The organism is Cuneatibacter caecimuris, assembly GCF_004216775.1.
Taxonomy (GTDB): Bacteria; Bacillota; Clostridia; order Lachnospirales; family Lachnospiraceae; genus Cuneatibacter; species Cuneatibacter caecimuris.
The window spans coordinates 305,305-331,091 of record NZ_SGXF01000002.1; the positions used below are offsets into that span (position 1 = coordinate 305,305).

Genomic DNA, 25,787 nt, shown 5'->3' on the forward strand with positions numbered 1-25,787 from the left:
CAGATCATAACAGTATGGTTTGTATCCGCTCTTTTTTTGTTTTGGCCCACTGCCATGATCAGATTTTTATATCATGGAGCGGCGCTAATATTTCACAGCAGAACGGAGGTCCTTTTTATGAGACAATTTTTGCAGAAAATATCCTGGAAGGCCATTTGTATGGAGGTGATCGGCAGTTTTCTGGTGGCTGTGGGCATCTATAATTTTGCTGTCAACGCGGAATTTCCAATGACCGGCTTTTCCGGCATCGCCATTATTTTAAACCGGCTGTTTTCCCTGCCGGTGGGCGCGGGCACCATATTGCTGAATATACCAGTATCCTTTCTTTGCTACAAACTGTTGGGACGCTCCTTTTTCTTCCGTTCCATCCGCTGCATGATCCTCTCTTCTCTGATGATCGACTATGTAGGACCCCTGCTCCCTGTATACGAAGGAAGCCAGCTGCTGGCAGCAATCTGTACCGGAGTGATCGCCGGGCTGGGATATGCGCTTATTTACATGCAGAATTCCTCCACCGGCGGATCTGATTTTGTGGTCATGGCGGTTAAAGCGCTGCGCCCCCACCTCTCTCTGGGTAAAATCGTATTTCTTTCTGATATGGTCATCATCCTGGCCGGAGGAGCGATTTTCCGGGATGTGGACGGCATTATCTACGGAATGATCGTCAACTATCTGTTCGCCACCGTCGTGGATAAAGTGATGTACGGAATCAATTCCGGAAAACTGACGTTAATTGTGACAGACAACGGGCGGAAAATCTGCGATGTCATCGACCAGTCCTGCGGGCGCGGCTCCACCATCCTGAAAGCCGCCGGAGGATATCAGGAGGACGAAAAGCAGGTTGTGATGTGCGCCTGCAATAATAAGCAGATGTACCAGGTCCAGAGCGCGGTAAAAAAAGAAGATCCTGGGGCGTTTATCATTATTATGGAGTCCAACGAGGTACATGGGGAGGGATTCCGTACCCTGCAGTTCGGGGATGGGGGAAAGTAGCCGCAAAGAGGCGGAAGAGAAAACTCCGGAGCCTCCATGCCTTAGCTATAGGCTCCTACGTTTTCTCTTCCGCCTTTTTGACTGGTTTTTTCCCGGCAGTTGCCTGATTTATCTGCAGCCGCAGTCTTTCGGGTTTTTATCGAATTCGGGATTGAAAGCATAGAAGTTTCTGGAATCCAGCTGATCCTGCACTGTACGGAGCGCTTCTCCGAATCTCTGATAATGCACTACTTCTCTTGCCCTGAGGAAACGGATGGGATCGCATACGTCCGGATCGTCGATCAGGCGCAGGATATTGTCATATGTGGTTCTCGCTTTCTGTTCTGCCGCCATATCCTCATGGAGGTCTGTAATCGCGTCTCCTTTGGACTGGAACTCGCAGGCGTTAAAGGGAATGCCCCCGGCTGCCTGGGGCCATAATGCCAGGGTATGATCCACATAATATTTGTCAAATCCGGAAGCTTTGATTTCTTCAATGCTCAGGTTTTTGGTGAGCTGATAAATAATTGCTCCAATGATTTCCAGGTGGCCCAGCTCTTCTGTACCGATATCAGTGAGCAGCCCTTTACAGGTCTTATTCGGCATGGTAAACCGCTGAGACAGGTAGCGCATGCTGGCCGCCAGCTCACCGTCAGGTCCTCCTGAGTGCAAAAGGGGATGAAAGTTCTCTCAGCGCCTCCCCATCCTCCGTTGTTTCCCGGCAGATTTCTGACAGCGCTTCTTCCATTTCTTTCTGCAGCCGCATCCGTAATGCTGCCTCCGGCCCCTCACCGACCCGCTTTATTCTGGATTTTCTTCTTTCGTCCTCTGCCCATTCTTTTTTCTCCTTACTTTCCTTTCCATCCTTGCGTTTTTCCATCAGTTTTTCACCTCCAGTTCTACCATATCCCAAAGTCCTCCGGAATATATTAGAAAAAAACAAAAAGAGGCAATAATGAAGACTGCCGCCGCCTATATCCGCGTTTCCACAGAGGACCAGATCGAATATTCCCCGGAAAGCCAGCGAAAAAAGCTGTTGGAATATGCTGCCTCTCACCAGCTCCTTCTCCCTAAAGAACTGGTTTTCACCGACGAAGGAATCAGCGGCCGCAGCGCGGCCAAGCGCCCCGGGTTTCAGAAAATGATCAGCATGGCGAAGCAGACTCCCCGCCCTTTTGACCTGATCCTGGTCTGGAAATTCTCCCGTTTTGCCAGAAGCCGCCAGGACAGTATTTTCTATAAATCTCTGCTCCGACGGGACTGCGGAATAGAGGTGATTTCCATCACCGAGCAGCTTTCTTCAGATCCCACCTCGATTCTGGTGGAGGCTCTGCTGGAAGCTATGGATGAATATTATTCCATCAATCTGGCCCAGGAAGTCCGGCGGGGAATGCAGGAAAAATATTCCAGAGGCGGCGTGGTATCTCCTCCACCCTTTGGCTATCTGGCGCGGGAGGGGGCTTTTATCCCCGACCCGGAAACGGCTCCGCTGGTTCCGGAAACTTTCCGCAGGTTTTTAAACGGCCAGACCCTGCGCGATCTGGCGGATTGGTTCAATCAGCAGGGAATCCTCACGAAAAAAGGCAACCCATTCACTCCGCGCGCTGTTTCCTATCTGCTTTCCAATCAGGTCTACCTGGGACTTCACTGCAGAAAAGGCTGCAGCCCTGTTCCTGGCACCCATCCCGCTCTGGTAGACCAGGAAGTATTCAATCAGGTTCAGAAAAAGAGGAACCATGCCCCCCGCGCCGCCTGTGAATGCCGGCCGCCTTATTCGCTGAAAGGTCTGGTCAGATGCAGCTGCTGCGGCTCGGTGCTCACCAGATCTTCCCGAAATTCTCTGCAATGCTGCCGTTATTCCAGGGGGCAGTGCAAAGAAAGCCATTCTGTCTCCATTTCGGTATTCCGGCAGGTGCTGCTGGATGCTCTCGAGGAAGACCTGGGGGAGATTTCCTTCTCTTTTTCCATCCCCATTTCCAAGGGCAGAGATTCCGGACAGGATTTCTGCGGCGCTGTTTCATCCGAAGCAGCAAAAACGCTGCGACGCAGGCTGGAAAAACGGCTGGAGAGAATTCGGGAAGCCTATGAGGCAGGCGTGGATTCTCTGGAGGAATATCGCGAAAAAAAACAGCAGCTGACAACGCTGCTGTCTCTTTCTCCAGGCCATACAGAAGAATGCACCTCATATCCCGAAATCAGGCAGAGCTCCCCGGAAAGTCATCTAGTCCCGGTCTGTCTGCCTGCCGCCCGGCTTCTGGATTGGATCCGCCAGGACCGTATCTCTCCGGGCCTGCAGAACCGTATCCTGAAAAACCTGCTGGCTTCAGTGGTCTTCGACCGGAAAGAGGGCACATTCCGCCTTATCTATCGTTTTACCACCGCATTGGGATAAATACGCTCCATTCGCTGATCCGGGAAATGTTCGTCCAGAAAGATTTCTATCTGATTAGCCGGAGCCACTCCTGCTGTACGAGCCGTATACCTGCCTAAAGCAGCGGCAGAAACAGCCATATTAACGATCATCAGAGAAACCAGTACCCAAGTCAGAGCTTTTCCGGCCTTCATCGGGATTTTTTCAATGAGCCGGGACAGCGGCGGATAACACACCTTCATCCAAACCAGGGCTGCGATCCCCCAGAAAAAGCAGTACAGCAAATTGATCCTCCCGCCCAGGTTAAAAGGAATTCCGCTGTAATCCCAGAATACCGCGCCAAATACTTTTTCAGTAAATACGCTGCACACATATTCATAAGCCCCTCCCAATACTGTTCCTGCCAAAAACAGATACCTGTCCTCTTTTTCCCGGAAACGGTACAGCAGTCCTGTCAGCAAAACCACAGCCAGCCCCCAGACGATGCTGAATGGCCCGTAGACCACGCTGCTCCTGCTCATCAGCACTCCTGAGGTAAGGAAACAGAACACAGTTTCCACCAGATCGCCCAAAAACGCACCGATCAGGAACAGCCATGCCAGCTTGTAAAAATTGCAGCCTTCCGCAAATACAGCCGCGCCTTTCCCCAGCAGGGAAGGCGCCTGAGAATACGAACTGTTGGGATATGCTTTCAGCAGGCGCTTTTTCGTATAAGAAAAGATTCCCGCTCCCAGCCTGGAAGAAATTCTTTCCAGGTTCCCGCCAAGATTTTCCATCCCTTCGGTTTTCTTCCACCGGAGGGCCACCGCAAATGTTTCTATCGCATCCAAAACCGCTATTGCCAGAAGGATCAGTACCAGAGGAGTCCGGATCACACTGGGAATCATATCCAGCAATTTCAGGAAAAACGGCGCCAGAAACTTGACTCCGACCAGGCCCAAAATCCCCCACAGAAGCGAATTCCCCAGACAGACATATCCCTCATACTGGCATTTTCTCTGAGAATAGTCCCACCACTTTCTTCCATAAATGTGTTCCAGGAATTTTCCCGTCAGAAACTCCGCGACTGTAGCCAGTACCATACATCCTAATAATAAGAAAAACCAATTGTCTTGAAGATCTTTTGTCACTGCCAGGACAATCAGGAATGTGATCCCATACACAGGGCACAACGGCCCGTTTAGAACACCTTTATTCACAAAAGACTTTTTCCGTACAGATACTGCCGCCGCTTCCAGGCACCATCCCAAAAAGGAACAGATCAAAAATAACCCCCCAGCTTTTACCAGTACATTCACTTCATTTTCTCCTTTGTTCTATTTTCCCCTACTATCAGGTTTTTCCGCCCAGGTGACCGTTTGCACCCTAGCCTGATGGATCGACTGGTTTCTAACAGCCCCACCATGTCCCGGAAACTCTGAGCCGCAGCGCTGTCCAGGCAGCGGCGCAAATATGCCTGCGCATTAAACGCTGGTATGATCAGGCTGATAAACGGCATAAATCCTCTCCAATTCCTTCATTTCCTGTGCCGTATCCCCGTCCAGAATTTCTTCCCGGCGGGAAGCATATACCCGCGCGCATTGATCCAAATGCCCCAGCAAAACCCGCTTTCCTCCCTGATCCCCGGGCAGCGCCATCAATTCCGGCAACGCGGAAGCTGGAAAAGAGGCCGGATTATACAGCTCCTGTTCCCAGGCCAGACAGGCGTAGTCAGAAACCGCTGCCTTTTGCAGGAAACGTTTCAGACTGGAAACCTGAAGCAAAGGCTGATCCGCCACTGCAAAGACAAAACGTTCCGCCCCTCCGCCTTCCAGGGACGCATGAAGCCCGGCATGGATAGAGTAAGAAATTCCGTTGGCGCTTTCGGGGCTGTCCACAGGAAAAAAGCCCATATCTTCAGCCGCGTCCAGTATTTCCTGTTCTCTTGCCACTGCAAAAATCCGGCATCCCTCACTCGTCCCGGCAGCTTCCGCCCAATTCTGAAAGCACCGCAAATACAAAGGTTTTCCGCCAAGCAGATGCAGCAGTTTGTTTTTGCCGGGATGCTTCTCATCGGAAAAACGGCGGCCGCTGCCGGCCGCCAGCAATATCACATCAATCTTCACAGCGCTCCATCACAATCCTTTCCGGTTTTACCGGCAGTTCACGGAACCATTTTCCCGTAGCGTTATAGATTGCATGAACAATGGCCGGTGCAGGGGTGTTGATCACAATTTCTCCGATGGATTTGGCTCCAAAAGGCCCGGAGGGCTCATAGCTGCTCTCAAATTCCACGCGGATTTTCCCCACATCCAGCCGGGTGGGGATCTTATACTGCATCAGAGAATTTTCCAGCACTTTCCCTCTGCCGCTGTACTGCACATCTTCAAACAGCGCCATCCCGATGCCCTGGGCGATCCCACCTTCTGTCTGAACCCGGGCCAGATTTGGGTTCACCACTGTCCCGCAATCCACCGCGGCGGCATACTCCACCAATTCCACATGGCCGGTTTCCGGGTCCAGATCGATTTCCGCCATGCCTGCCATAAACGGCGGCGGAGAGATGGGGGAGCTGTTGCTCTCCGTCACCTCCAGGGCCCTGCAGCTGCCGCACATGGCGGCTGTTCCTATTTCTTTCAGGGTTACGCTTCTGCCGCTCTGCAGGTCCGCCACAACGCTTCCGTCAAATTCCGCCTGCTCTGTCCCGCAGGAAAGCAGCTCCGCTCCTGTTTCCAGAATCTTTTCCCGCAGCCTGGCGCAGGCTTTTTCCACTGCCTTCCCTGTGACATAGGTGGTGCTGGAAGCATAGGAGCCGGAATCATAGGGAGAAGCGTCTGTATCCGCGCCCAGCACCGTGATATTCTCAATCGGGCATTCCATACATTCCGCCGCCATCTGCGCCAGAATAGTATCGCAGCCCGTACCCATATCCGCCGCGCCGATTCTCAGCGTATAATATCCCTCTTCATTCATTTTCAGTGTGGCGGAGCCCACGTCCACGCCGGAAATGCCGGAACCCTGCATGGCCATGGCCACGCCCACGCTGCGCACATGGCCGTTGTCCAGCACTCTCCGGGGATATTTTTCCTTCCAGCCGATCATTTCCGCCGCCCGGTCCAGGCAGCGGTCCAGCGCGCAGCTGTTCGTCTGTTCCCCGTAATAGGCGGGCATCACCTGGCCCTCCCGCACCATATTGCGCTTTCTCAGCTCCACCGGGTCGATGCCCAGCTTTGCAGCCAGCTCGTTCACCGCGGATTCCAGGGCAAAAATCCCCTGGGTTGCTCCATATCCCCGGTATGCGCCTGCTGACATCACGTTAGTATATACCACGTCATAAGAAAAACGGTGCGCTTCCAGAGAACCATACAGCGGAATCGACTTGTGCCCTGACAATCCCACCGTCGTGGGGCCGTGTTCCCCATAAGCCCCTGTATTGGAAAGGGTGTACAGATCCACTCCCCGGATTCTCCCGTCCTTCATAGCCCCCACCTTCACATGGACTTCCATTTCATGCCTGGGGGAAGAAGCGGTCTGGCTCTCCTGCCTGGTAAAAATCATCATAGAAGGTTTTTTCGTCATCCAGGTCACAAACGCGGGAAAAACTTCCGCCACCACAGTCTGTTTCGCCCCGAATCCTCCTCCGATCCTGGGTTTGCTCACCCGGATGCCGGACTTTGGAATGCCCAGGGCATTGGAGAGAATTCTGCGCACATGGAAAACGATCTGCGTGGAGCTTAGCACATTCAGCCGCCCGTAGAGATCAATGGTGCAGCAGGTCCGGAAAGTCTCCATCATGGCTTGCTGGCAGGCCTTGGTATGATATGTATGCTCCACAATGATATCACAGTCCGCCAGCACCGCGTCAATTTCTCCATGGCCGCTCTCTCCGCTGGCACAGAGATTCCTCTTGTTATCCGCGCCCACAGGGCAAAGGGATTTCCAGCTGTCTTCAGGATGCACCAGAATATCGCTGTCTTTGGCTTTCCGGAAGTCCAGCACCGCCTCTAACACCTGATATTTTACTTTCAGCAGCTTCAGCGCCTGATCCACAGCTTTTTCTGTCTCTCCGGCCACAATCGCCACAGGATCTCCCACATAGCGCACATGGCGGTCCAGAATCAGCCGGTCGTAGGGGCTGGGCTCCGGGTATGTCTGCCCTGCCATGGTGAACCGCTGCCGGGGCACATCTTCCCAGGTATAGACTGCCTCGATCCCCGGCACTTTTAAAGCAGCGTCTTCGTTTACTTCTTCTACAATCGCATTGGCATGAGGGCTGCGGAGCACTTTGACTGTTAGGCATCCCGCAGGGGCCACATCCTCCAGATACACTGGCTTGCCTGTCAAAAGCTGCATGGCGTCCTTTTTCCGGACAGGCTGACTGACTGATTTCAGCTTCATGACCTCACCCCCTTTTTCCAGGCCAGATAAGCCTGGATTCCCCTGAGCTGCCCCTCATAGCCGGAACAGCGGCAGAGGTTTCCAGCCAGATATTCTTTAATCTCTTCTTCCTCCGGCTCCGGATTTTCCCGGAACAGGGCGATGGCATTCATCATCAGGCCCGGATTGCAGAATCCGCACTGTTCCGCTCCCTGGTCCGCGATAAAAGCGCCAAACTCCTCCGCCTCTTCCTGCAGGCCTTCCAGCGTCTCCACCCGCCTGCCGTCCGCCCGGACAGCCAGCACGGAGCAGGACAGCACCGGGCGGCCGTCCAGCATCACCGTGCACAGCCCGCAGTTGGAAGTCTCACAGCCCCGCTTCACGCTGAGGCACCCGTGGGCCCGCAGAAAATCAATGAGCAGGAGGTCACAGGCTGCATCTTCCTGAATTTTTCTTCCATTTACCGTCACTGTAATCTTCATCCCTGCATTCCTCCGATCTCCAGGCAGGCCCGCTTCACCAGCACCTGCGCCAGGTGCTTCCGGTACCCCGCACCGGCTCTCATGTTGCTGCCGGTCCTGATTTTTGCCGCCGCATATGCACCGAATTCTTCCGCGCTTTTCTCTGTGATCCCCGCGCTGAGAATCCCTTCTTCATCCCGCACCAGCACAGCCCTGCCGGGACGGGCGCCCACAGCCGCAGCAGCCGCTCTGTTCTCTCCTGCACATACGGCGCAGGCCAGAACAGGAAAGTCTGTGCTGCTGTTGCGCAGAGACTGATAGGAACAGCGCCCCGGCTCTTTGGGCAGGATCACCCGCACCAGGATATCCCGGTCCGCAGGCATGGCCGCGAACTGCTCCAGAGAAATCCTCCCTCCCCGGTACAGCTCCACCTCAGCCCCCAGGGCCATAAACTCCGTCAGCACGTCTGAAAAACCGAACCGGCCGAAAATACTGCCGCCCAAGGTAGCCAGATTCCGGAACTGGACGCCGACGATATGGCGCAGGCACTCTCGCATGCTCCCGTCCGTACTCTGGGCCAGCCCCGGATGCTGCTCCAGCTGGCGCAGGGAAACCATGCTGCCGATCCGGAAAGAATCTTCTTCCTCTTCTATGGTATCCAGCCCCAGGCCGGACAGATCTATCGCAGTCTGCACCCGCATCCTGCTCATTTTCAGCCACAGCATCCCGCCGATAATCCTGCTGCTCTTTTTCTGGTTCAGCTCATAGGCCTGCTCCAGGCTTTCTGCTTTCACATAATTCTGAATGGTCAGCATTCCTGTCTCCTCTCCAGACGACGGCCCGCCCGGCTGCTCCCCGCACCCAGTCCAGCTGCCTGCCGTAAAGCCGGCGCAGCCCTTCCATCATCCGTTCCTCGTAATTTTCATCTTCCTGACTGATGCAGTCCAGAATTCTCCCTTCCTGCAGCAGCACCACCCGGTCCGCATAAGCGTCCGCCAGCGCCGGATCATGTACGCTCATTATAGCATGTTTCCCGTGTTTTGTCAGGTATTCCCTCAGGCGGGAAAGCAGCAGGCGGCGCCGCCCGAAGTCCAGGCCGCTCTCCGGCTCATCCAGCACCATCCACCCGGCCTCCTGCACCCTGGCCCTGGCCAGATAACAGAGTTTTCTCTCCCCTCCGCTCAAATGCTCCATCGTCCTGTTCTTCAAATCCTGAATCCCCAGTTCCTCCAGGGCATGCTCCACGGCCTCATACTCTTTTTTTCCCGGCATCTGCCAGAATTTCAGATAGGGGTTTCTGCCCATAACCACAAATTCCTGCACCGGACATCCGGCGGCCTGGCAGTCCTGAGGCACATAGGAGAGAAGCTGCGCCCGGCGGACAGGAGACTTCAGCTGTCCCAAATTTATTCCGTCCAGCAATATTTCTCCCCGCCCAGGATGGTACAGCCCCAGCAGGGATTTCAGAAGGGAAGTTTTCCCCGCGCCGTTTGTTCCCATCACGGCAGTAATCCTTCCGCTGCAGGAAAAAGAGACGTCTTCTAAGATTATTCTGTTCTCCAGATACAGTGTGATATTTCTGAATTCAAGGCTCACAGCAGTTCCCCCTTTCTGCTCCTGCCCGCCAGTGCCAGAGCTAACAGCAGCGCTCCGGCAAAGGAAGTCAGAATGCTTACCGGAATTTCTGCCGCAGTAAGAGACCTGGCCAGTGTGTCCGCAAGCAGCAGGAACGTCCCGCCCCCCATGGCGCACAGGCTGAAGTTCCTTTTCAGATCATCTCCGAAAAGACGCCGGATCATATGGGGAACGATCAGGCCGATCCAGGAGACAGCCCCTGCAGCTGATACCACGGAAGCCGCCAGCAGCGTGGCCAGCAGAGCCCCCGCCAGCCTGACCTTCCCCACCGGCAGCCCCAGGCTCCCGGCCTCCTCTTCTCCCAGCACCAGCAGCTGCAGTTTCCACCGCATCAGCCACAGGCAAAACAGTGAAGCAGCAATCACAGGCGCCGCAGCCCCCACATCCTTCCAGTCCGACGTATGAAAACTCCCCATCAGCCAGTATTCAATGGACGGAAGCTGCTGGGAAGGATCCGCCAGATATTTCAGCATCATTAAAAGAGCGCCCGCCAGAGCGCCCGTGACGATCCCCGAGATCAGAAGCGTCACTTTCTGCTGCCCGCCTGCGGCTTTTGCCAGGGCCACAGTAACCAGCACGGTAAAAATACCGGCTCCGAAAGCGGAAGCCGCTGTCGCCGCTGCAGATGCACCCGCCAGAATCGCAGCAGCAGCGCCCACCGAAGCGCCGCCGGTCACGCCCAGCACATCGGGAGAAACCAGCGGATTCCGGAATATATTCTGATACACCAGGCCGGATATTGACAACGCCGCACCACAGGCCAGAACTAAAAAAGTCCTGGGCAGGCGGATCTGCAGAAACACCCTGCTCCCCATCCCCCCGTCAGAGCCTGTGAGAATTCCCCACAGGTCTGACAGCGTCAGCGGATACCGCCCCACACAGAGGGACAAAAGCACAGCGCCCAGCATTATTCCGGCCATCACCCAGAACCTTTTATGATTCATCAATTACCTCTCTTACCCCTAAAATTTATGAAACGCCCAGCGCCTCTTTTGTCACTGTAATCCCGAAAAAGCGGCTGTAAAAGTCTTCCGCATCCTTCAAATACGCTTCCTCGGAATAGAGCTCAGGATGCAGCCTGCTGGTCAGCCAGAGCACGCCTAATACAGAAGAGGGGGTAGGATAATCCCACGCCTCTATTTCTGAAGGAAACGTCAGTACATTTCCCTTCTGCACCGCGGCAGTCTGCTTCAGAGCCGCATTTTCCTCTATCTCTTCCAGCGTATATTCCGCATAGCTCACCGCGAAAATATAATCCGGATTCCAGGCCAGCAGCTGCTCCGCCGATACAGCCGTCCAATAGCTGTCCGTCAATTCCTGGGACACATTTTTTCCGCCCGCCATGGCAATCAGTTCATTTTGGTACATCTCAGAGGTACAGGTCCGCAGATAGTCGGAACCAGAAGCCAGATAGACCAGAGGACGTTCTGCATCTTTTGTCAGTTCCCGTGCAAAATTCATTTTCCCGTGGTAATAATCCAAAAGCTCTTCTCCCTCCTTCTGACGGCCTGTGATCTCCGCCAAAAGGCTCAGACATTCCTCGAAATCCTCCTGGGTCTCCGGATTTACCACCACCGCCGGAATGCCCAGCGCATCGAAGCTGGAAACGCTCTCTTCCAACCGCTTGGGCAGAATTACCACATCCGGTTCCAGTGCCGCGGTTTCCTCCACATTAATCCCCTTGCCGGAACCCACAGCCGGCAAATCCAGCAGCCCTGGAGCGGCCAGCCTGTACAGCTCTCTGGTATCCGCTTTCATCTCGATCCCCGCCAGATTATCCTCACAGCCCAGCGCCACCAGCAGGGCAGTAGAAATATAATAAGAAGAAACAAGCTTTTCTGCAGGCCCGTCCAGTTTTACCGTTCTGCCCGCCTGATCTGTTATGGTAATTCCCTCCTGCTCTTTCACAGAGGAAGACGTTTCTGCACTCTCTTCAGGGGCAGCTGCCGCTGCTGAAGTTCTCTGTTCTTCCGCCTGCCCGCACCCGGTCAGCGAAGTAAATGCGAAAACAGCGGTCAGGACCAGGCCGATCAATTTCTTCTTCATGATCAGTTCTTAGCCTCCGCAGGCTGGTCTTTGGGCAGCACGATATTCAGAATAATAGCCACCAGAGCGGCGGGCACAATGCCGGAGCCGCCGAAAATCAGCTGTACCGTCTGGGGAAGGTGGGACAGGATCGCGCTGTTCGCGCCGATGCCGTAGCCCAGGCCTAAGGCGACGGAAACAATCGTGATGCTTCTGGCCGTAATCGGATTTTTCGTGATCAGCTGAATCCCGCTGACCACAATAGAAGAGAACATCATCACAGCCGCTCCGCCCAGAACACTTTGAGGCATAATGGAAATCAGAGCCGCCAGCTTCGGAAACAGCCCGCACAGGATCAGGAAAACCGCGCCTGTTGCCAGAGCAAAGCGGTTCACCACTTTTGTCATTGCCACCAGGCCCACGTTCTGGCTGAATGAGGTGTTGGGCAGCACGCCGAATACTGCTGCGAAACTGGAACCCAGGCCGTCGCAGATAATTCCGCCGGACAGCTCTTTATCTGTGGCCTCACGGCCCATACCGCCTTCTGTAACGCCGGAAATATCTCCCACGGTTTCCACCGCTGTCACAATAAACATAATTCCCACCGGCAGAATTGCCCGCCAGTCAAATACCGGCTTCACAGGCATCAGCTTCGGCACGGCGAACCAATCGGCCTGCGCAACCTTGTCCCAGTTCAGAGCCCAGGCTTTCACATATTCCGTGCCGTCAGCCGCCACCCCTGTAGTGGGCAGGAACAGCCCCATTACCATAGCCGCGATATAGCCTACAATAATTCCGATCAAAATAGCAGAATAGCTGGCCATGCCTTTGGTGGCATGTTTCAGCACAATGATCACCACCAGAACCAGGCCGCCTAAAAGCAAGTTCTCTACAGAACCAAAATCCGCCGCCTTATCTCCGCCCCCAAAGGAGTTCACGCCGATGCCGATGAGAGACAAACCGATGGAAAGTACTACAGTACCCGTCACCACGGCAGGGAAAAACTTTCTCAGCGGTTTCAGGAAAAATCCCAGAACCCCTTCAAAAAGGCCTCCGATGATCGAAGCGCCCATCATCGCGCCATAAGCAAGAATTCCTCCGCCCATGGTTTTTGCCACACTGTTGAATACCCCGATAAATCCGGAACTGGTTCCCATGATGATCGGCACTTTACCGCCCACCGGCCCGATGGCAAACAGCTGAATCAGCGTCACAATACCTGCGATCAGCATGGCGTTCTGAAGAAGGGATACCTGCAGTTCCGCAAACTCGCTTCCTGCACCAATCCCACAGGCCCCGGTAATTACCAGGATAGGGGTCAGATTCCCCACAAACATGGCCAGAACGTGCTGCAAACCCAGAGGGATCGCACGGCCCAGCGGAAGCTTACCATAAAAATCATAAGCTTCTTTCAAAGACTTTTTCTCTTTCATCATATATCTCCTTTTCTTTTGTAACACATCCCCGGGGGATGCGCAAAATAATTGTAGCGGCTTTCCCCCTGCCTGTCAAGCAATCCCGGCAAAAATCATATCCTTTTGCACTTTCCTCCTCCAAACTGGCTGATGATAACCTGCGCCAGCTTCGGATTGGTCTGGGTAATCTTTACAGGATACTGCAATCTCTTTTCATAACGGAACATCAGCACATTCCTCCTTCCCACGGAAAAGGTTCATCTGTCCAGGTCCAGCGGTCCTGACAGGTGACGTCGTCGATCAGAAGGGGACCGTACTGTGCGGCATATTCGTCCAGCATGGCCTTTCTGCGGTTTACATGTTCATGGTAAAACTGCATGGCATCTATATCCTGTGGATGGGTATCCAGATACAAAGTCACATCATCCACACAGAAGCTGACTTGAAAGATTTCTTTTAATAACTGTTCCCGGTTTCTCATCTTCTAACTGCGCACCTCCCGATCAGGAATGGAAAATCTAATGCAGGGAAAATTGTGCCTCTCTGCAGGGCTTCATCACAGCAGTACTGATCTCCCCAGCACTGCCACGGCACATAGGCCATTGCCAGCTGGAATCCCGGCATATCGTTTCTGGTTCTCTCCAACTCATACGCAGCCTCCTTTGGCGAAACATTGCCGCAGGCTCCGCGGCAGGGCATGGCTGCGGGACAATTCCCCTGGTCTGCCTGACAGCCGCAGGAGGGGCGTCTGCCGTTATTGCAGGGAGCGGAACATCCGGGACGCCGCATATCAGGACGCCTCTGGTTCATATAACAATCCATAAAAATCTCCTTTCATATTCTGCACGTCTAATAACATAGTATGAAAGTATGCCTTCTTGGTTCCAGAAAAATTGCCGTCCCCTTTCCCTTGTCATAACTCCCCGGTGAAATTGTAAGAATTAAGAGTATGCGGCGGTGAATAAATATGATATAATTTGCATGTTTAAAGCTTTTTGCTTCAAAACATTTCAAATCAGTCTAAATGGAGGTATCGTATGATTGAAATCAGGGATCTCACAAAGATCTATCAGCTGAGCAAGCGGCAGCAGGCAAAGCTGAAGGTTTCCAGCAGCACAAAAATTGCTGTGAACCACCTGTCGCTCACTGCCCATGAAGGTGAAATATTCGGCCTGCTGGGCACAAATGGCGCTGGCAAAACCACAACGCTGCGCTGTCTGGCCACATTGCTGCATCCCACAGAAGGACAGGTTCTCATCGACGGTCTGGATACGGTAAAGGATTCAGCGGCCGTCCGGTCCAAAATCGGGTTTCTGACAAATGAAATCAAACTGGACCCGCAGTTTACGCCGTTGTATCTGATGCATTTTTTCGGCAGCCTGCACGGAATGGACGACGAGCAGATCAGCCAGCGGACCAAGCTGCTGTTTTCTCAATTTGGCATCACAGAATTTCAGGACAAGAAAATTGACGAGCTTTCCAGCGGCATGAAGCAGAAAGCCTCCATCGCAGTCAGCCTGATCCACGATCCGGACGTTATCATTTTTGACGAACCGACCACCGGCCTGGATATCATCACTGCCAGGACAGTGACAGATTATCTGCTTCAGATGAAAAAAGAAGGAAAACTGGTCATCATCTCCACTCACATCATGTCTGAGGCAGAAAAGCTTTGCGACCGGGTGGCAATCATCATTGACGGCAAGCTGGCAGCCCAGGGCACTGTTTCAGAGCTTTTGGCCCAGGAACAGGCAGATGATCTGGAGGACGCTTTCTTCCGGCTTTATCTGGCCCATGAAAAGGAGGTGCAGGCATGAACAACATAAAAATTGTATTTAACAAAGAGATGCGCCGGGTATTCCGGGATCCTAAAATGATTTTCTCTCTTTTCCTTCTGCCGGTCATCATCCTGATCGGGATTTACAGCCTGATCGGCTATCTGGCAAAGGCAGAGGCTTCTGACCAGGAACAGCATAAGTCTGTTATTTCCGTTCAGAATGCTCCCGCGGACCTGGAAAGCGCCCTTTCAGATTTCTTCGGCAGCGCCCAGGTGACCTGGCTGGATTCCCAGGCGGATATCACCGCTGCCAAACAGCAGATTTACGACGGCACTTCCGACCTGCTGGTGATCTTCCCGGAAAACTTCCTGCAGCAGGTGGAGGATTATGAAGCCGGCAGCAGCATTCCTGAAGTGCTGACCTTTTATAATCCTTCGCAGAATTATTCCACTTCTGCAAGGGAAAATTTTGTCGCTCAGATGACCAGCGTTTACGAAAAGAATTTGCTGAAACAGCGTTTCGGCGATCTGAACGCTCTGACTGCTTTTACCATCGATCAAAATAATCCCGGCTCTGTCATCCAGGACGAGCAGAAAGCATCCGGCAAGCTTTTGGCTACCATGCTTCCCTACATGATCACCCTGCTGCTGTTCGCAGGCACCATGAGCCTGGGCACAGACACCATCGCTGGGGAAAAAGAGCGCGGCACCATGGCCAGCATGCTGGTCACGCCAGCCAAACGCAGTGAAATTGTGTTGGGAAAACTGTTGTCCCTGACAGTTTTGTCACTGCTCTCGGCCTTGGTCTATCTGGTAGCTTTGATCGTGGCCCTGCCTCAGGCCATGTCCTTTGGAGAGGAAATGGCGTTTTCCATCACAGGAAGCCAGATTGCCATGCTGGCAGCCGTAATTCTGTCGCTGGCATTTCTGTATGTGGCGCTGGTAGCGGTTGTAGCGGTATTTGCAAAATCAGTGAAAGAAGCTTCCGCTTATGTGACGCCGATCTACCTTCTGGTTATCGTGGCAGGCATCTTCACCATGATCTCTCCTGGCTCCGGGGTAAAGGATACTGTCTATTACCTGATTCCGGTATATAACTGCAGTGTGGCCATGGGCGAGGTGTTCACGATGGATCTGACGATCACGCATTTCCTGCTGACTTTCTTCTCTACTCTGGCTTACGGCGGAATACTTACTGCTGTCATTGCTAAGGCCTTTGGGTCGGAGAAGGTGATGTTTAACGCTTGATTTCTGCGTTTTGCCTCTATTTTCTCCATATCAAAAAGCCTGTTCTGGGTTTCGAATATCAGAACAGGCTTTTTTATTTCTGGTTTTTAAGGATTTTGGAGGGAAAGTCGCGGGGAGACGGCAGAAGAAACTCCGGTGGTTCGATGCCTGCCGGCAATAACCCCCTCCGTTTTTTCTGCCGTCTCCCTGCCTGGGTATTCTCTATTTCTGTTGAGTGTGACATTATAAGCTATTTTATTGTATATTTTGTACCTCTGCCTTTACCTTTGACGCTTACAACACCCTTTTGCCCCATATCTTTCAGTAACTGTGCTGTCTTTGATTTACCAAAAGGTACATATGGTGTAATTTCACTAATTGGTTTCAGTATTGTTTTACTTAAAATTTTATATATCGTTCTTTCATCTTCCGTTAAATTTAAATTCTTTTCGAAAATTGGAAGCACAATCTTAATTGTATTCTCTGATACTTCAAAATCTGGTTTTATCAATCCTTCTTCATAGAATTGTTTTATTCTTGTAATTCCGGTTCCGAATATCTCTACAAATCCCAATCTGTAAAACACATTTGCAAGATTTCTATTTCTTAATACAGAAAGTTTACCAGATAAGTATTCTTCTTCTGTTATTCCAGATGGTAAGCCTCCTGGAGAAACAACTTCAATTCTATCCTCAAACATCAAAACTCTGATCTGAGATTCTACATCCCAGGCTCTATGAATCAAGGCATTTGCAATTGCTTCCCGGAAAGCTGCTTCCGGTATTTTTTCTACCTTTTTTCTTTCAGCACCCTGTATTACTTCATATTGGTAATAGTCTCTAAATACATCGATTGACTTTTCATATACCTCTAATACTGATATATTTTCAAATGTCGATCTTTTTTGAATTATGCTGATGTTTTCACCAAATTTCATTATATCAATTCCTGGAAAATGATTTTTATCGGCCAAAATCCCTGCCGCATTATTATATCCATTGTCATTGTCATATAAGTTCAAGGTTTTTAATGTATCCTGATTAAATGTTTCTATTTGGATACTTTCTTTTAGTTTATTATACAAAATTTCAAAAGACAACTCCTGCTCTTTACAGGGCAGCTCTTCAAACCTAATATTTTTTCCTTCTAATATGAGTCTCGAAAATTCCAATGTATCTACTTCTATCGTTGCTGTATCGTTTCTCTTGTAGGCTTTTGATTTATATAAATATGGCTTCTGAACACCACTTTTTACAGTAAGCTTAATCGTTTGATCAATATTTTGTATTTCAAGTGTATAATTGGGTTGAGGAGAAATGCTATCATTAATTTTATTTTCAATATCCAAACAAGATCGCTTTACATCCGATAATCCCTTAATGTTACCATCATCATCAATTCCAAAAAAGATTGTTCCGCCATCGTAATTTGAAAAGGCACTGACTGTTTTTAAAAAAGTATTTGTAATCGTTTCCTTGAATTCTAATGTTCGTGTTTCACGCATATTAATCCCATCCTTTCCAATCTTATTGATTGTATTATATGCATAAACGCGCAAAAAATCAATCGTAAATTTTTACGATTGATTTTTCGATTGTAATGATGAAAAATTTTCTCAATTAAATTTCAGTCAAGTCTTTCGTCTTAAATACAAAGTATCCTTCGTAGTAATAACTGTGATCAATGCCTTTCATATAGATTTCTCGATCGTTTATGTTATCAGTAAGAGCGTTTTTTAGAATGTGTTTTATTTCTATATCTTTGATGGGACTTCGCTCCATAGCAAGCAGATAATCCTCCTTATCAACCTTGCTCCAATCAACTACATAGCCGATCTCTTTTTTCAACGTCAAATCAAGCCATATTCTCATACTCCTTCCGTTTCCTTCTCTGAAAGGATGTGCCACATTCATTTCCACATATTTTTCGATAATCTCATCAAAGGTTGACTGTGGCATTTTATCAATGCCCTGCAGAGCGGCTTCCAAATACATCAGCGGAGCAAATCGAAAATTTCCCTTCGATATATTGACCTTGCGTAATTCTCCAGCAAAATCATAAATTTCATGAAAAAGATATTTATGAATCATCGCAAGACTTTTATAAGTTCCAGGTTCTAATTTCTCAAAAAAACCATTTTCAAACATCTCAATTGCTTTTTGCTTACTGATTTTCTCTTCTGCTCTTGCTAATTCTGTCGAATCCGTAATACCTAGTTTATTTTCAAGCATAATTTACCTCACATTCTTCATGCGATTTATTTTTCTGTCACGATTCTATTATAATAAGTATACCATAATATAGGCAATGAATCCAATTCTTTGAAAATAAAGAGTTTGGCGCGTAGTGCGCATCCCCCGGAGGGTTTAGTTGCATAGGGAACGAAGTTTCCTATGCAACTAAAAAGCCGCCAGTTTTCCCTGGCGGCTCATTTTATAAAAAGAACACTGATGACAGCACAGCGGAAATACGCCTGCAGCATCACGGTAAATTTGCCAAATGAAACTTCTTCAGCCCAAAACCTCCTGCAGAGCAGCTACCATCGCATCATTTTCCTCGTCCGTCTTGACCGCCAGGCGGATATAATTTCCGCCCTCGAAGCCGGTCTTGGTGGACAGATCTTTAATCAGGATATTATGACGGTTCAGCAGAATATCCGCAAGTCTAGTGGCGGTACAGCCGGACTCGATCCGGCAGAGCACGTAGTTGGCCTGGGACGGATAGACTTTCAGCTGGCTGATTTTTTTCAGTTTGCGCATATACCGGCGGCGGACATCCATAAAACGGACCATCGCGTCCTCGTAATCAGCTTTATATTTTTCAATAATCTGCATATAGTATTCTGCAAAGGAATTTATATTCCAGATGGCCACATCTTTCTTCATGAAGGCCACCAGCTCCCGGTCGGCCGTCGCCAGCACGCCCAGACGCAGCCCGGGCACGCCAAAGGATTTTGAAATGCTCTTTAACACGATCAGGCTGGGATGGGAATCGATCAGCTCCTGTTCCAGCAGGGAATTTGAAACTTCTGTTTCTGCAAAATCCACAAAGGACTCGTCCACAATCAGCCTGCAGCCTTTCTTTTGGGCCCAGTCGGCCATGCGCAAGATATCTTCCCTGGGGATAAAATGTCCGGAAGGATTGTCCGGATTGATCAGGATGACAGCAGCAATTTCCTTTTCCTCGTAGAACCGCATCAGGGAATCCACGTTATAGGCAAAATCCTCCCCCATGCCGGGGAAAGGCAGGATATCTTCTTCCTTCTTCCGGTGGGGATATTCTTCAAAGGTAGGATAGATCATTCCGATCCTGCCTTCCAGATTTTCCATCAGGGACTTGATCAGCTCAGCCGTACCGTTGCCCACGCAGATATTCTCCGCCCGCAGGCCAAAATATTTTCCCGCCAGCAGGCTGTTTACGCCCATTCCGGAAGGATACTGCCGCACCAGTGTATCAAAGTTTGCCTTCATCTCGTCCATAAACCGCTCGTTGGGGAAGAAGGGATTGACCAGATAACAGAAATCCAGCATCCGGGGATATCTCCAATATCCTCCGAACCGCCTCATGTACCGGTTCAGCTTTTCCTCTCCTGTGGCAAAAATGGATTCCGCGATATCCAGGTCCTGGATATCATTAATCTCATACCAACGTTCATCGGTCAGCTCCAGCGCCTTGATCACCGGCCGTTCCTGAAATGCAATCACCTTCAGCGCAGATTCATAATACCGGGTATGCCCCCAGGCTCCGGCATAAGCCTCCAGGAAAGGAACGTATTCCTGTTCCAGGAAGCGCTGGCTGAACTTATAGATATTGGCAGTTTTATAATAATCTCCCATGTTTTCGTAACGGAAATTACGGGTATTGATAAAATTGCTGATATTGCCGTCCTCATCCAGAGAAACCACAGCTCCGTCCATCCAGCTCTCAGGCCGGGCCACCAGCGCCAGGCACGGATAGGGGTGAGACAGAATTTTTTTCAGCACCGCTTCCTCAAAAATAGAGTCGGATTCCAGAAGAAGCGTATCCTCCTGAAGCAAATATTCCTGTGTCAGGGACAGGGAATAAATATTATTCGTCCTGGCATATTCCGTATTCCGAATCAGCACAAGTTCTGTCCTGATAGAAAGAGACTGCACAAACTGCTCCAGCTTTTCTCCCTGATAGCCGGTCACTATCACGATACGGGACAGCGACAGCGCATCCAGCTGGCGAAGCATCCGCTCGATCAGCGGCACTCCGTTTACCTTCACCATACACTTTGCCACATCTTTTGTCAGTTCCCGCAGCCTTCTGCCCATTCCGGCAGCCAAAATAATCGCCTGCATGATCTATCCTCCCTGCTTATTTTGCTACATTGATCCCATCGCCAAAATCCAGCACATAGGGGTAATGGGTCTTTCTCTTCTCTACCGGCGGCATCTGCATATAATCGCCGTAGAAGTTCACCAGCATCCCATGGATATCCTTGGGGAAATTCAGCTGGACGTCTTCAAAAGAATGCTTCTCCAGCGGAAAGGTTTTGTCCTTTTCCATGGTGTTCCAATGAGGGCTTGTATCGCAGAGATATCCCATCCTCTTGGTATGGACATGGTTGTATTTCTTGCACTGCCGGATACATTTCCGGTAAATCCATTTGGGTGAAATGTGAAACCATTTCATCAGACGATGGACCAGGCCGCAAACTGCCTGCGCGGCTTTGGCCTTTCCTCCGGTAAATCCCAGATAGGGATGGGGAATGCTGCGCAGGATCAGCAGCTTGCTCCAGAACCAGGCAGTCCAGGCCTGCACAAAATAAGCGAACTTGCCGTCCGCCACATTATCATAGGCATAAAGGTCCAAAAAAATCCCAAATTCACAGTCCACGCCCTGGAGCGCATACTCCTGAAATTTGGTCCCCCGCTTGCAGAGCCTGGTGCTCATCAAAGGGTAATTCGGATCTTCTTCCGTATTCAGAATATAATAGCGGTCAGACAATTTCTCTCTGACCAGCTGCAGCGCCCGCTCAAAATCTTCTCTGGGCAGGGCGATATCAATATCATCATCCCAGGGGATGAATCCCCCATGGCGCATGGCGCCGATGCCGGTTCCCGCCACCGCGAAATAGCGAAGATGGTGCTCATCGCAAATTTTCATAAAATCTTTGAGGATTTCCATCTCCGTCAGCTGCACCCGCCGGATCACTTCCGGCTCATAAAATCTTGGCATATGCTCTCCCGCCTTTAGTCCCGGTAGCCGTTCTGTACCCAGGCCACCGCGTGCTTATAATCATCCATGGTATCGATCTCTTTTGTCCGGATCTCTTTCATCTGCACCGGAAGCAGCGGCTCCAGCAGCTGATATACATGTCCGCTGCCCTTGCCCAGCCTGTCCGCTCTGATCTGAGCCAGGCCGGTCCACTCATATTCCCCTTTTTCTCTGGAAAAACCGGTAACAACCCGGCCGGACGCTGTCTCCTCTGTCTGGAGCAAAACCGGATTATCTGTGGAAGGCGTTGTTCCGCAGATATACTCTTCATCGCTCTCCAGCACCCGCCGTAAGTCCTCCGGGTTTACCAGCAGATCCCCGTCCAGCGCTACCACCAGCTCTCTGGAATGCTCCGCGCCAATCAGAAAACTGGCGCCTGTCCCTGTATGTTTATAGTCGTGATTAAATGCAAATAAAATATCCTTCCGGTAGGCTGTTACAGTCTCGATCACCCGCTCCTTCTGATAACCCACCACCACCCGGATATCGTCATAATCCTTCAGCAGCTCCAGCTGCCGGATCAGCAGCGGCTTCCCGTCTATATCAATCAGCGCTTTCGTGCTGCCGATTCCCAGCCGGGTGCCCATTCCTGCACAGCTGATTACAATTGTCTTAGAAACTGACATAGTTTTTCCTCCGTATATACCGCATGAGTCGCATTCTGCAATACTGCGGGCGCAATGGGACGCACCCCGCCGAAACCGATCCCAATTTCAGCCGCGCCGATCATCTCCGCATCATTATTCCCATCGCCCACCGCTACAAATGGGGTGGGAATCTGACGGATCGCCACCGATTTATCAATTACCTTACGAATCCCCAGCAAATTTTCTCCAGACTCGTCCACTTCAGCGATGGAGCAGAAATAATGCCCTTCCAGGCCCAGTTTCTCCATCAGCCTGCAGATCCAGACGTCCAGATTTCCGGTCACCACATAGCAGTCTTCCCGATGCTCCTGAATGAACCGCACCAGCTCCTGATGCAGCGGGACCTGCAGAATGATCTGCTGCACCGTGCTGACAGGAATCTTTTTTAAAATATTCACCCGTTCCGTAAAGCTGCGGTCAAAGGGGATTTCCCCGGACATGGTCCGCTCTGTCAGCTCCTGCATCTGCTCCACACAATCAATTCTCCTGGCAATCTCCGGAAGAATTTCCAGCTTTGTTATCGTAGCATCTAAATCAAAAAGAAATTTGTATCTGCCCAAACCAGCACCTCTGTCTTTTGTTTTTAGCAAAATGCTGTGCTTATCATATCATTTCTGCGGGATAAAATCAAGATATAATTCCCTCGCCGTGCATCCCCCTATTCTTTCTGGCCTTATTCAGAATACCCGGATTTTCAATCATTCTTCCTGTCCCGCCCTGTTTTTGCAGATACGGCGGCAGTTATTTTGCCGAAAGCGGAACTGATTTCGCGCCCTTCTACCTTCGCCCGCTCCCACAGAATAAGCAGATCTGTTCTGTCCTGCCTGAGCATATGAAAAGGCGCTGCATCATATTCCCCCTCCCCCATAAGGTTCTTCCCGAATTTTATCCATCTGTAACCATATCCCCAGAAATATTGGTCACCCTCTGTCGAATTAGAATTTCCCGCTCAAAACGTTTATTCGTGTAAACGAGAATGGGAGTATATAAAGAATTCTTCCTGGCAAGGCAGTATTTTCTTTTCTTTATGCGGAAAAAGTTTATCATATTCCTCTGCATCCCTCATTGCAAATTCACATGCCTCACTCTCTTTGAATACCCATCTTTTTCCGTCAAATGCACCGTCAACCAGCGTCTTTACCAGCATCGCTGTCGGAAAATATCCATTGCCAACACATACATTCATTTTGATACAGCTGACAAAACCTCTGGCAACATAATTGGATGGGTGACCAAAAATAATGATACTTTCATAACCTAATTCTTTTGCCAATTCAAACGTTCTTTCTATTAAGGCCTTTCCAATTCCTTTTCTTTGATAATCAGGATGTACTGCAATCGGACCAAATGACAGACACTTTTTCGTGATTCCTTCTTCTGAAGATAGCCTGCCAACCGTATACATGATGCATCCGACTATCTTCCCATCCAGTTCAGCTACCATATCCAGTTCTTTTACAAAATCTTTATGTTTCCTCATTTGATGCGCCAGGTAATGTTCTGTAGCACCTGGTTCATATACATTCCAAAATGCATCACGAATCAAATTTTCAACGATATTGATATCATCCTGTTGTTCGTTTCTAATTATCATTGTATGATCCCTTCCGTCAACTATTTCTGTCCCGTCCACTTCAACCTTACAGTAGATGATTGGGATATTTAGGATGTACTATTTGCCCTGTACCAGCTTTAAGAACTTCTTATCGTTGAATTGTTCATTCGTTAAGAACTCACCATTATAAAACATTGCATAAGATGTGCAAGGGCTTGGCGCTGCCTGTGCCTGTTCTTTTGTTTCAATCCGAATTGCCTTGAATGGAATATTGTTTTCTGCCGCCGTATGTTCAACTATTGGAACATATTTCCCATTAAACGGACACTGGTTCGTATAATATAAAACATAACCCTGTTCATCAATATGCGGATGTCTGGCACCTTCTGTAAATCTCGGAACAACTGCTTTTTCGTCAAATGGAAGATACATAAGGTTGATTCCCGCATCGGATGTATCTGCAACTTGAAATCCCTTATAAATCAAATACCTAGGGTCAGAGAGAAACGGCTTCTTCTTCGCAGAAGAAAGAATACAAAGTCCCGATTTTCCTTTTGCCTTACTGTCCTCAATGCACTTATTTAACAAATCATTTGAATAGCCATATCCTTTGAACGAACCCGATACCCAAAAGCAGTCAATATACATGTAGTTTTCTGCAATAACGGGAACCCACGCATTTTCAGATGGAATATACTCAATGAAGCATTTTCCTCTTTCGGTACCTTTTAAAAAAACAAGTCCATCATCAAAGCATTTCATCATCCACTCTTTTTTTGAAGACACTTGAATATCTTTGTTGTTAGAAATCGCACAACAAATATGTTCCCTATCAATATTGTCCTTCGTTACTTGTATATATTCCATTTTCCCTCCCTGGTGTAAGCATCTCCCTGCATCCCATCAGGGCGCCAAATTAGCCTTAATTTTAATATTCAATCCCGCTTCATCATTGTGCATTTTATTGGTTAAATTTACTTATTTAATTACTTTTTTATATTATATCACCAATTTTTATTACTGTCAATCTTCCTCATTTGAAAACTAGCGGACCGTATTTTGAACGAACCTATTTACTGTAAAAACCTAAAATTCCCCTCCTTCAAAACCGGCAGTCACTCATCTCGCTGCCCGCTTCAAAAAAGGGGAATTCTTTCTTTATTCTATTCAGCCAATCTTTTCCACAATAACCTGTTTCAGATTCTCTTCCATATCCTCCTGCCGGAAATACCCTGTTTCCAGGTTCATGGCATTAGCGGAAGACACCGCCACCGCATAGCGCAGCATTTCCTCCACGCCATAACCCCGTTCCAGCGCCGCAGCCATGGCTCCGACCATGGAATCCCCGCAGCCTACGGTATTCACCGCCTGGATTTTCGGCGGCCTTGCAGTATAAACGCCTTCCCCGCAGACCACAGCCGCGCCGTCGGCGCCCAGGGATATCACCACATAGGGGATACCAGAGCGGTGCAGCTCTTTCGCGCTTTCCAGCATTTCTTCCATGGTCTCCGCCGGGCGGCCCAAAAGCTGGGCGATCTCATCATGATTTGGTTTGATCAGAAAAGGCTTCGCCTTTACACCTTCAATCAGATACTGCCCGCTGGTATCCAGAATCATCTTGACCCCGGCCTTTTTTCCCATGGCGATCAGCTTTCCGTAAATATCCGCCGGAAGGCCCTTGGGGGCGCTGCCGGACATGGTAACCACGCTGCATTTGGGCAGGAGCGTTTCAAACTTTCTCAGAAACGCAGCCTCCTCTTCTGCTGTCACAGGCGCCCCAGGCTCCAGAAATTCCGTGGACTTTCCGTCCCCGTCCAGAATATTGATGCAGGACCGGGTTTCTCCCTTTACATGCACAAATTCATTGGGAATACCCTTTTCCGTCAGCAGCTTTTCCACATAAGCGCCGTTGAATCCGCCTGTAAAGCCGGTTGCCAGCACCTCTTCCCCGCACAGGCCGATGACCTTGGACACATTCAGTCCCTTGCCTCCGGCAGTGTTGCTGCAGGTCTTCACCCGCATCACTTCTCCTGCCTGCAGAGGCCCTTCTATCACATAAGCCTTGTCAACTGCCACATTTAAAGTCACTGTCAGAATCATGT

27 protein-coding genes and 1 pseudogene are annotated in these 25,787 nt (G+C 50.1%); 4 read left to right on the forward strand and 24 right to left on the reverse strand.

Features of this window, described 5'->3' with window-relative positions; translation table 11 throughout:
• The first annotated feature begins 117 nt into the window (after positions 1-117).
• Positions 118-993 (forward strand): YitT family protein, encoded by an 876-nt coding sequence (locus tag EV209_RS07610; RefSeq protein WP_130434707.1) that lies wholly within the window; start codon positions 118-120, stop codon positions 991-993.
• A gap of 108 nt (positions 994-1,101) precedes the next feature.
• On the opposite strand, the gene EV209_RS07615 is transcribed toward EV209_RS07610, so the two are convergent.
• A complete protein-coding gene (locus tag EV209_RS07615; RefSeq protein WP_130434994.1) occupies positions 1,102-1,605 on the reverse strand; it encodes a manganese catalase family protein in 504 nt (167 codons plus the stop codon).
• Positions 1,606-1,624: 19 nt separating this feature from the next.
• Positions 1,625-1,852 (reverse strand): hypothetical protein, encoded by a 228-nt coding sequence (locus EV209_RS07620; RefSeq protein WP_130434709.1) that lies wholly within the window; start codon positions 1,850-1,852, stop codon positions 1,625-1,627.
• Between the two features lie 75 nt (positions 1,853-1,927).
• Here EV209_RS07620 and EV209_RS07625 point away from each other — a divergent pair, with 75 nt between their 5' ends.
• Positions 1,928-3,364 carry a recombinase family protein gene (locus EV209_RS07625; protein ID WP_130434711.1) on the forward strand — a complete coding sequence of 479 codons (1,437 nt, stop codon included), beginning with the start codon at positions 1,928-1,930 and terminating at the stop codon, positions 3,362-3,364.
• On the opposite strand, the gene EV209_RS07630 is transcribed toward EV209_RS07625, so the two are convergent.
• The 12 genes and pseudogenes from EV209_RS07630 to EV209_RS16665 all read right to left on the reverse strand — a co-directional run bounded on the left by EV209_RS07630 (position 3,337) and on the right by EV209_RS16665 (position 14,057).
• Entirely contained in the window at positions 3,337-4,641 is a 1,305-nt protein-coding gene (locus EV209_RS07630; protein WP_130434713.1) for a putative ABC transporter permease, read from the reverse strand. The genes EV209_RS07625 and EV209_RS07630 overlap by 28 nt on opposite strands.
• Positions 4,642-4,806: 165 nt before the next feature.
• Positions 4,807-5,448, reverse strand: coding sequence for a nucleotidyltransferase family protein (locus EV209_RS07635; protein ID WP_130434715.1), 642 nt, complete (start codon positions 5,446-5,448; stop codon positions 4,807-4,809).
• Positions 5,438-7,714 (reverse strand): xanthine dehydrogenase family protein molybdopterin-binding subunit, encoded by a 2,277-nt coding sequence (locus EV209_RS07640; RefSeq protein WP_130434996.1) that lies wholly within the window; start codon positions 7,712-7,714, stop codon positions 5,438-5,440. The genes EV209_RS07635 and EV209_RS07640 overlap by 11 nt, the downstream gene beginning before the upstream one ends.
• 2 nt (positions 7,715-7,716) lie before the next feature.
• A complete protein-coding gene (locus tag EV209_RS07645) occupies positions 7,717-8,181 on the reverse strand; it encodes a (2Fe-2S)-binding protein (protein ID WP_130434717.1) in 465 nt (154 codons plus the stop codon).
• Positions 8,178-8,975 carry an FAD binding domain-containing protein gene (locus EV209_RS07650; RefSeq protein WP_130434719.1) on the reverse strand — a complete coding sequence of 266 codons (798 nt, stop codon included), beginning with the start codon at positions 8,973-8,975 and terminating at the stop codon, positions 8,178-8,180. The genes EV209_RS07645 and EV209_RS07650 overlap by 4 nt, the downstream gene beginning before the upstream one ends.
• Entirely contained in the window at positions 8,923-9,756 is an 834-nt protein-coding gene (locus EV209_RS07655) for an ABC transporter ATP-binding protein (protein WP_130434721.1), read from the reverse strand. Before EV209_RS07655 ends, EV209_RS07650 begins: the two co-directional genes overlap by 53 nt.
• Positions 9,753-10,739: a FecCD family ABC transporter permease gene (locus EV209_RS07660; RefSeq protein ID WP_130434723.1), complete on the reverse strand. Its 987-nt coding sequence runs from the start codon at positions 10,737-10,739 to the stop codon at positions 9,753-9,755. Before EV209_RS07660 ends, EV209_RS07655 begins: the two co-directional genes overlap by 4 nt.
• 25 nt (positions 10,740-10,764) lie before the next feature.
• Positions 10,765-11,841 (reverse strand): ABC transporter substrate-binding protein, encoded by a 1,077-nt coding sequence (locus EV209_RS07665; protein WP_130434725.1) that lies wholly within the window; start codon positions 11,839-11,841, stop codon positions 10,765-10,767.
• A 2-nt stretch (positions 11,842-11,843) separates the two neighbouring features.
• Positions 11,844-13,253 (reverse strand): uracil-xanthine permease family protein, encoded by a 1,410-nt coding sequence (locus EV209_RS07670; protein ID WP_130434727.1) that lies wholly within the window; start codon positions 13,251-13,253, stop codon positions 11,844-11,846.
• 116 nt (positions 13,254-13,369) lie between these two features.
• Positions 13,370-13,462 (reverse strand): annotated as a pseudogene (locus EV209_RS07675) (manganese catalase family protein); the annotation flags it as partial.
• Complete coding sequence (locus tag EV209_RS07680) at positions 13,462-13,716, reverse strand: spore coat protein CotJB (protein WP_130434729.1); 255 nt, start codon at positions 13,714-13,716, stop codon at positions 13,462-13,464. The pseudogene EV209_RS07675 and the gene EV209_RS07680, both read right to left, overlap by 1 nt.
• Positions 13,713-14,057, reverse strand: coding sequence for a spore coat associated protein CotJA (locus EV209_RS16665; protein WP_243647542.1), 345 nt, complete (start codon positions 14,055-14,057; stop codon positions 13,713-13,715). Before EV209_RS16665 ends, EV209_RS07680 begins: the two co-directional genes overlap by 4 nt.
• A 215-nt stretch (positions 14,058-14,272) precedes the next feature.
• Between EV209_RS16665 and EV209_RS07690 the strand changes: the two genes are divergently transcribed.
• Together EV209_RS07690 and EV209_RS07695 are read left to right on the forward strand one after the other, a co-directional pair.
• Positions 14,273-15,052, forward strand: a complete 780-nt coding sequence (locus EV209_RS07690) for an ABC transporter ATP-binding protein (RefSeq protein ID WP_130434731.1) — start codon at positions 14,273-14,275, stop codon at positions 15,050-15,052.
• Positions 15,049-16,260: an ABC transporter permease gene (locus EV209_RS07695; protein ID WP_130434733.1), complete on the forward strand. Its 1,212-nt coding sequence runs from the start codon at positions 15,049-15,051 to the stop codon at positions 16,258-16,260. Before EV209_RS07690 ends, EV209_RS07695 begins: the two co-directional genes overlap by 4 nt.
• A 229-nt stretch (positions 16,261-16,489) precedes the next feature.
• On the opposite strand, the gene EV209_RS07700 is transcribed toward EV209_RS07695, so the two are convergent.
• From EV209_RS07700 to pfkB, 10 genes are all read right to left on the reverse strand, one after another.
• A complete protein-coding gene (locus EV209_RS07700; RefSeq protein WP_130434735.1) occupies positions 16,490-17,743 on the reverse strand; it encodes an RNA-binding domain-containing protein in 1,254 nt (417 codons plus the stop codon).
• A gap of 115 nt (positions 17,744-17,858) precedes the next feature.
• Positions 17,859-18,473 carry a protein adenylyltransferase Fic gene (fic, locus tag EV209_RS07705; protein ID WP_130434737.1) on the reverse strand — a complete coding sequence of 205 codons (615 nt, stop codon included), beginning with the start codon at positions 18,471-18,473 and terminating at the stop codon, positions 17,859-17,861.
• Positions 18,474-18,749: 276 nt separating this feature from the next.
• On the reverse strand, positions 18,750-20,564 hold the full coding sequence (locus EV209_RS07710) for an aminotransferase class I/II-fold pyridoxal phosphate-dependent enzyme (RefSeq protein WP_130434739.1): 1,815 nt from the start codon (positions 20,562-20,564) through the stop codon (positions 18,750-18,752).
• A gap of 16 nt (positions 20,565-20,580) precedes the next feature.
• Positions 20,581-21,444, reverse strand: coding sequence for a LicD family protein (locus EV209_RS07715; protein ID WP_130434741.1), 864 nt, complete (start codon positions 21,442-21,444; stop codon positions 20,581-20,583).
• A gap of 14 nt (positions 21,445-21,458) precedes the next feature.
• A complete protein-coding gene (locus EV209_RS07720; protein ID WP_130434743.1) occupies positions 21,459-22,109 on the reverse strand; it encodes an NTP transferase domain-containing protein in 651 nt (216 codons plus the stop codon).
• Complete coding sequence (locus EV209_RS07725; protein WP_130434745.1) at positions 22,085-22,690, reverse strand: HAD-IB family phosphatase; 606 nt, start codon at positions 22,688-22,690, stop codon at positions 22,085-22,087. The genes EV209_RS07720 and EV209_RS07725 overlap by 25 nt, the downstream gene beginning before the upstream one ends.
• A 134-nt stretch (positions 22,691-22,824) precedes the next feature.
• Positions 22,825-22,998 (reverse strand): hypothetical protein, encoded by a 174-nt coding sequence (locus EV209_RS16305; RefSeq protein ID WP_165388857.1) that lies wholly within the window; start codon positions 22,996-22,998, stop codon positions 22,825-22,827.
• A gap of 90 nt (positions 22,999-23,088) precedes the next feature.
• Positions 23,089-23,724, reverse strand: a complete 636-nt coding sequence (locus tag EV209_RS07730) for a GNAT family N-acetyltransferase (protein WP_130434747.1) — start codon at positions 23,722-23,724, stop codon at positions 23,089-23,091.
• Between the two features lie 78 nt (positions 23,725-23,802).
• Complete coding sequence (locus EV209_RS07735) at positions 23,803-24,552, reverse strand: YoaP domain-containing protein (protein ID WP_130434749.1); 750 nt, start codon at positions 24,550-24,552, stop codon at positions 23,803-23,805.
• A gap of 300 nt (positions 24,553-24,852) precedes the next feature.
• The gene (pfkB, locus tag EV209_RS07740; RefSeq protein WP_130434751.1) at positions 24,853-25,785 is read right to left on the reverse strand and encodes a 1-phosphofructokinase; all 933 of its coding nucleotides are present in this window, start codon (positions 25,783-25,785) and stop codon (positions 24,853-24,855) included.
• Positions 25,786-25,787: the final 2 nt, after the last annotated feature.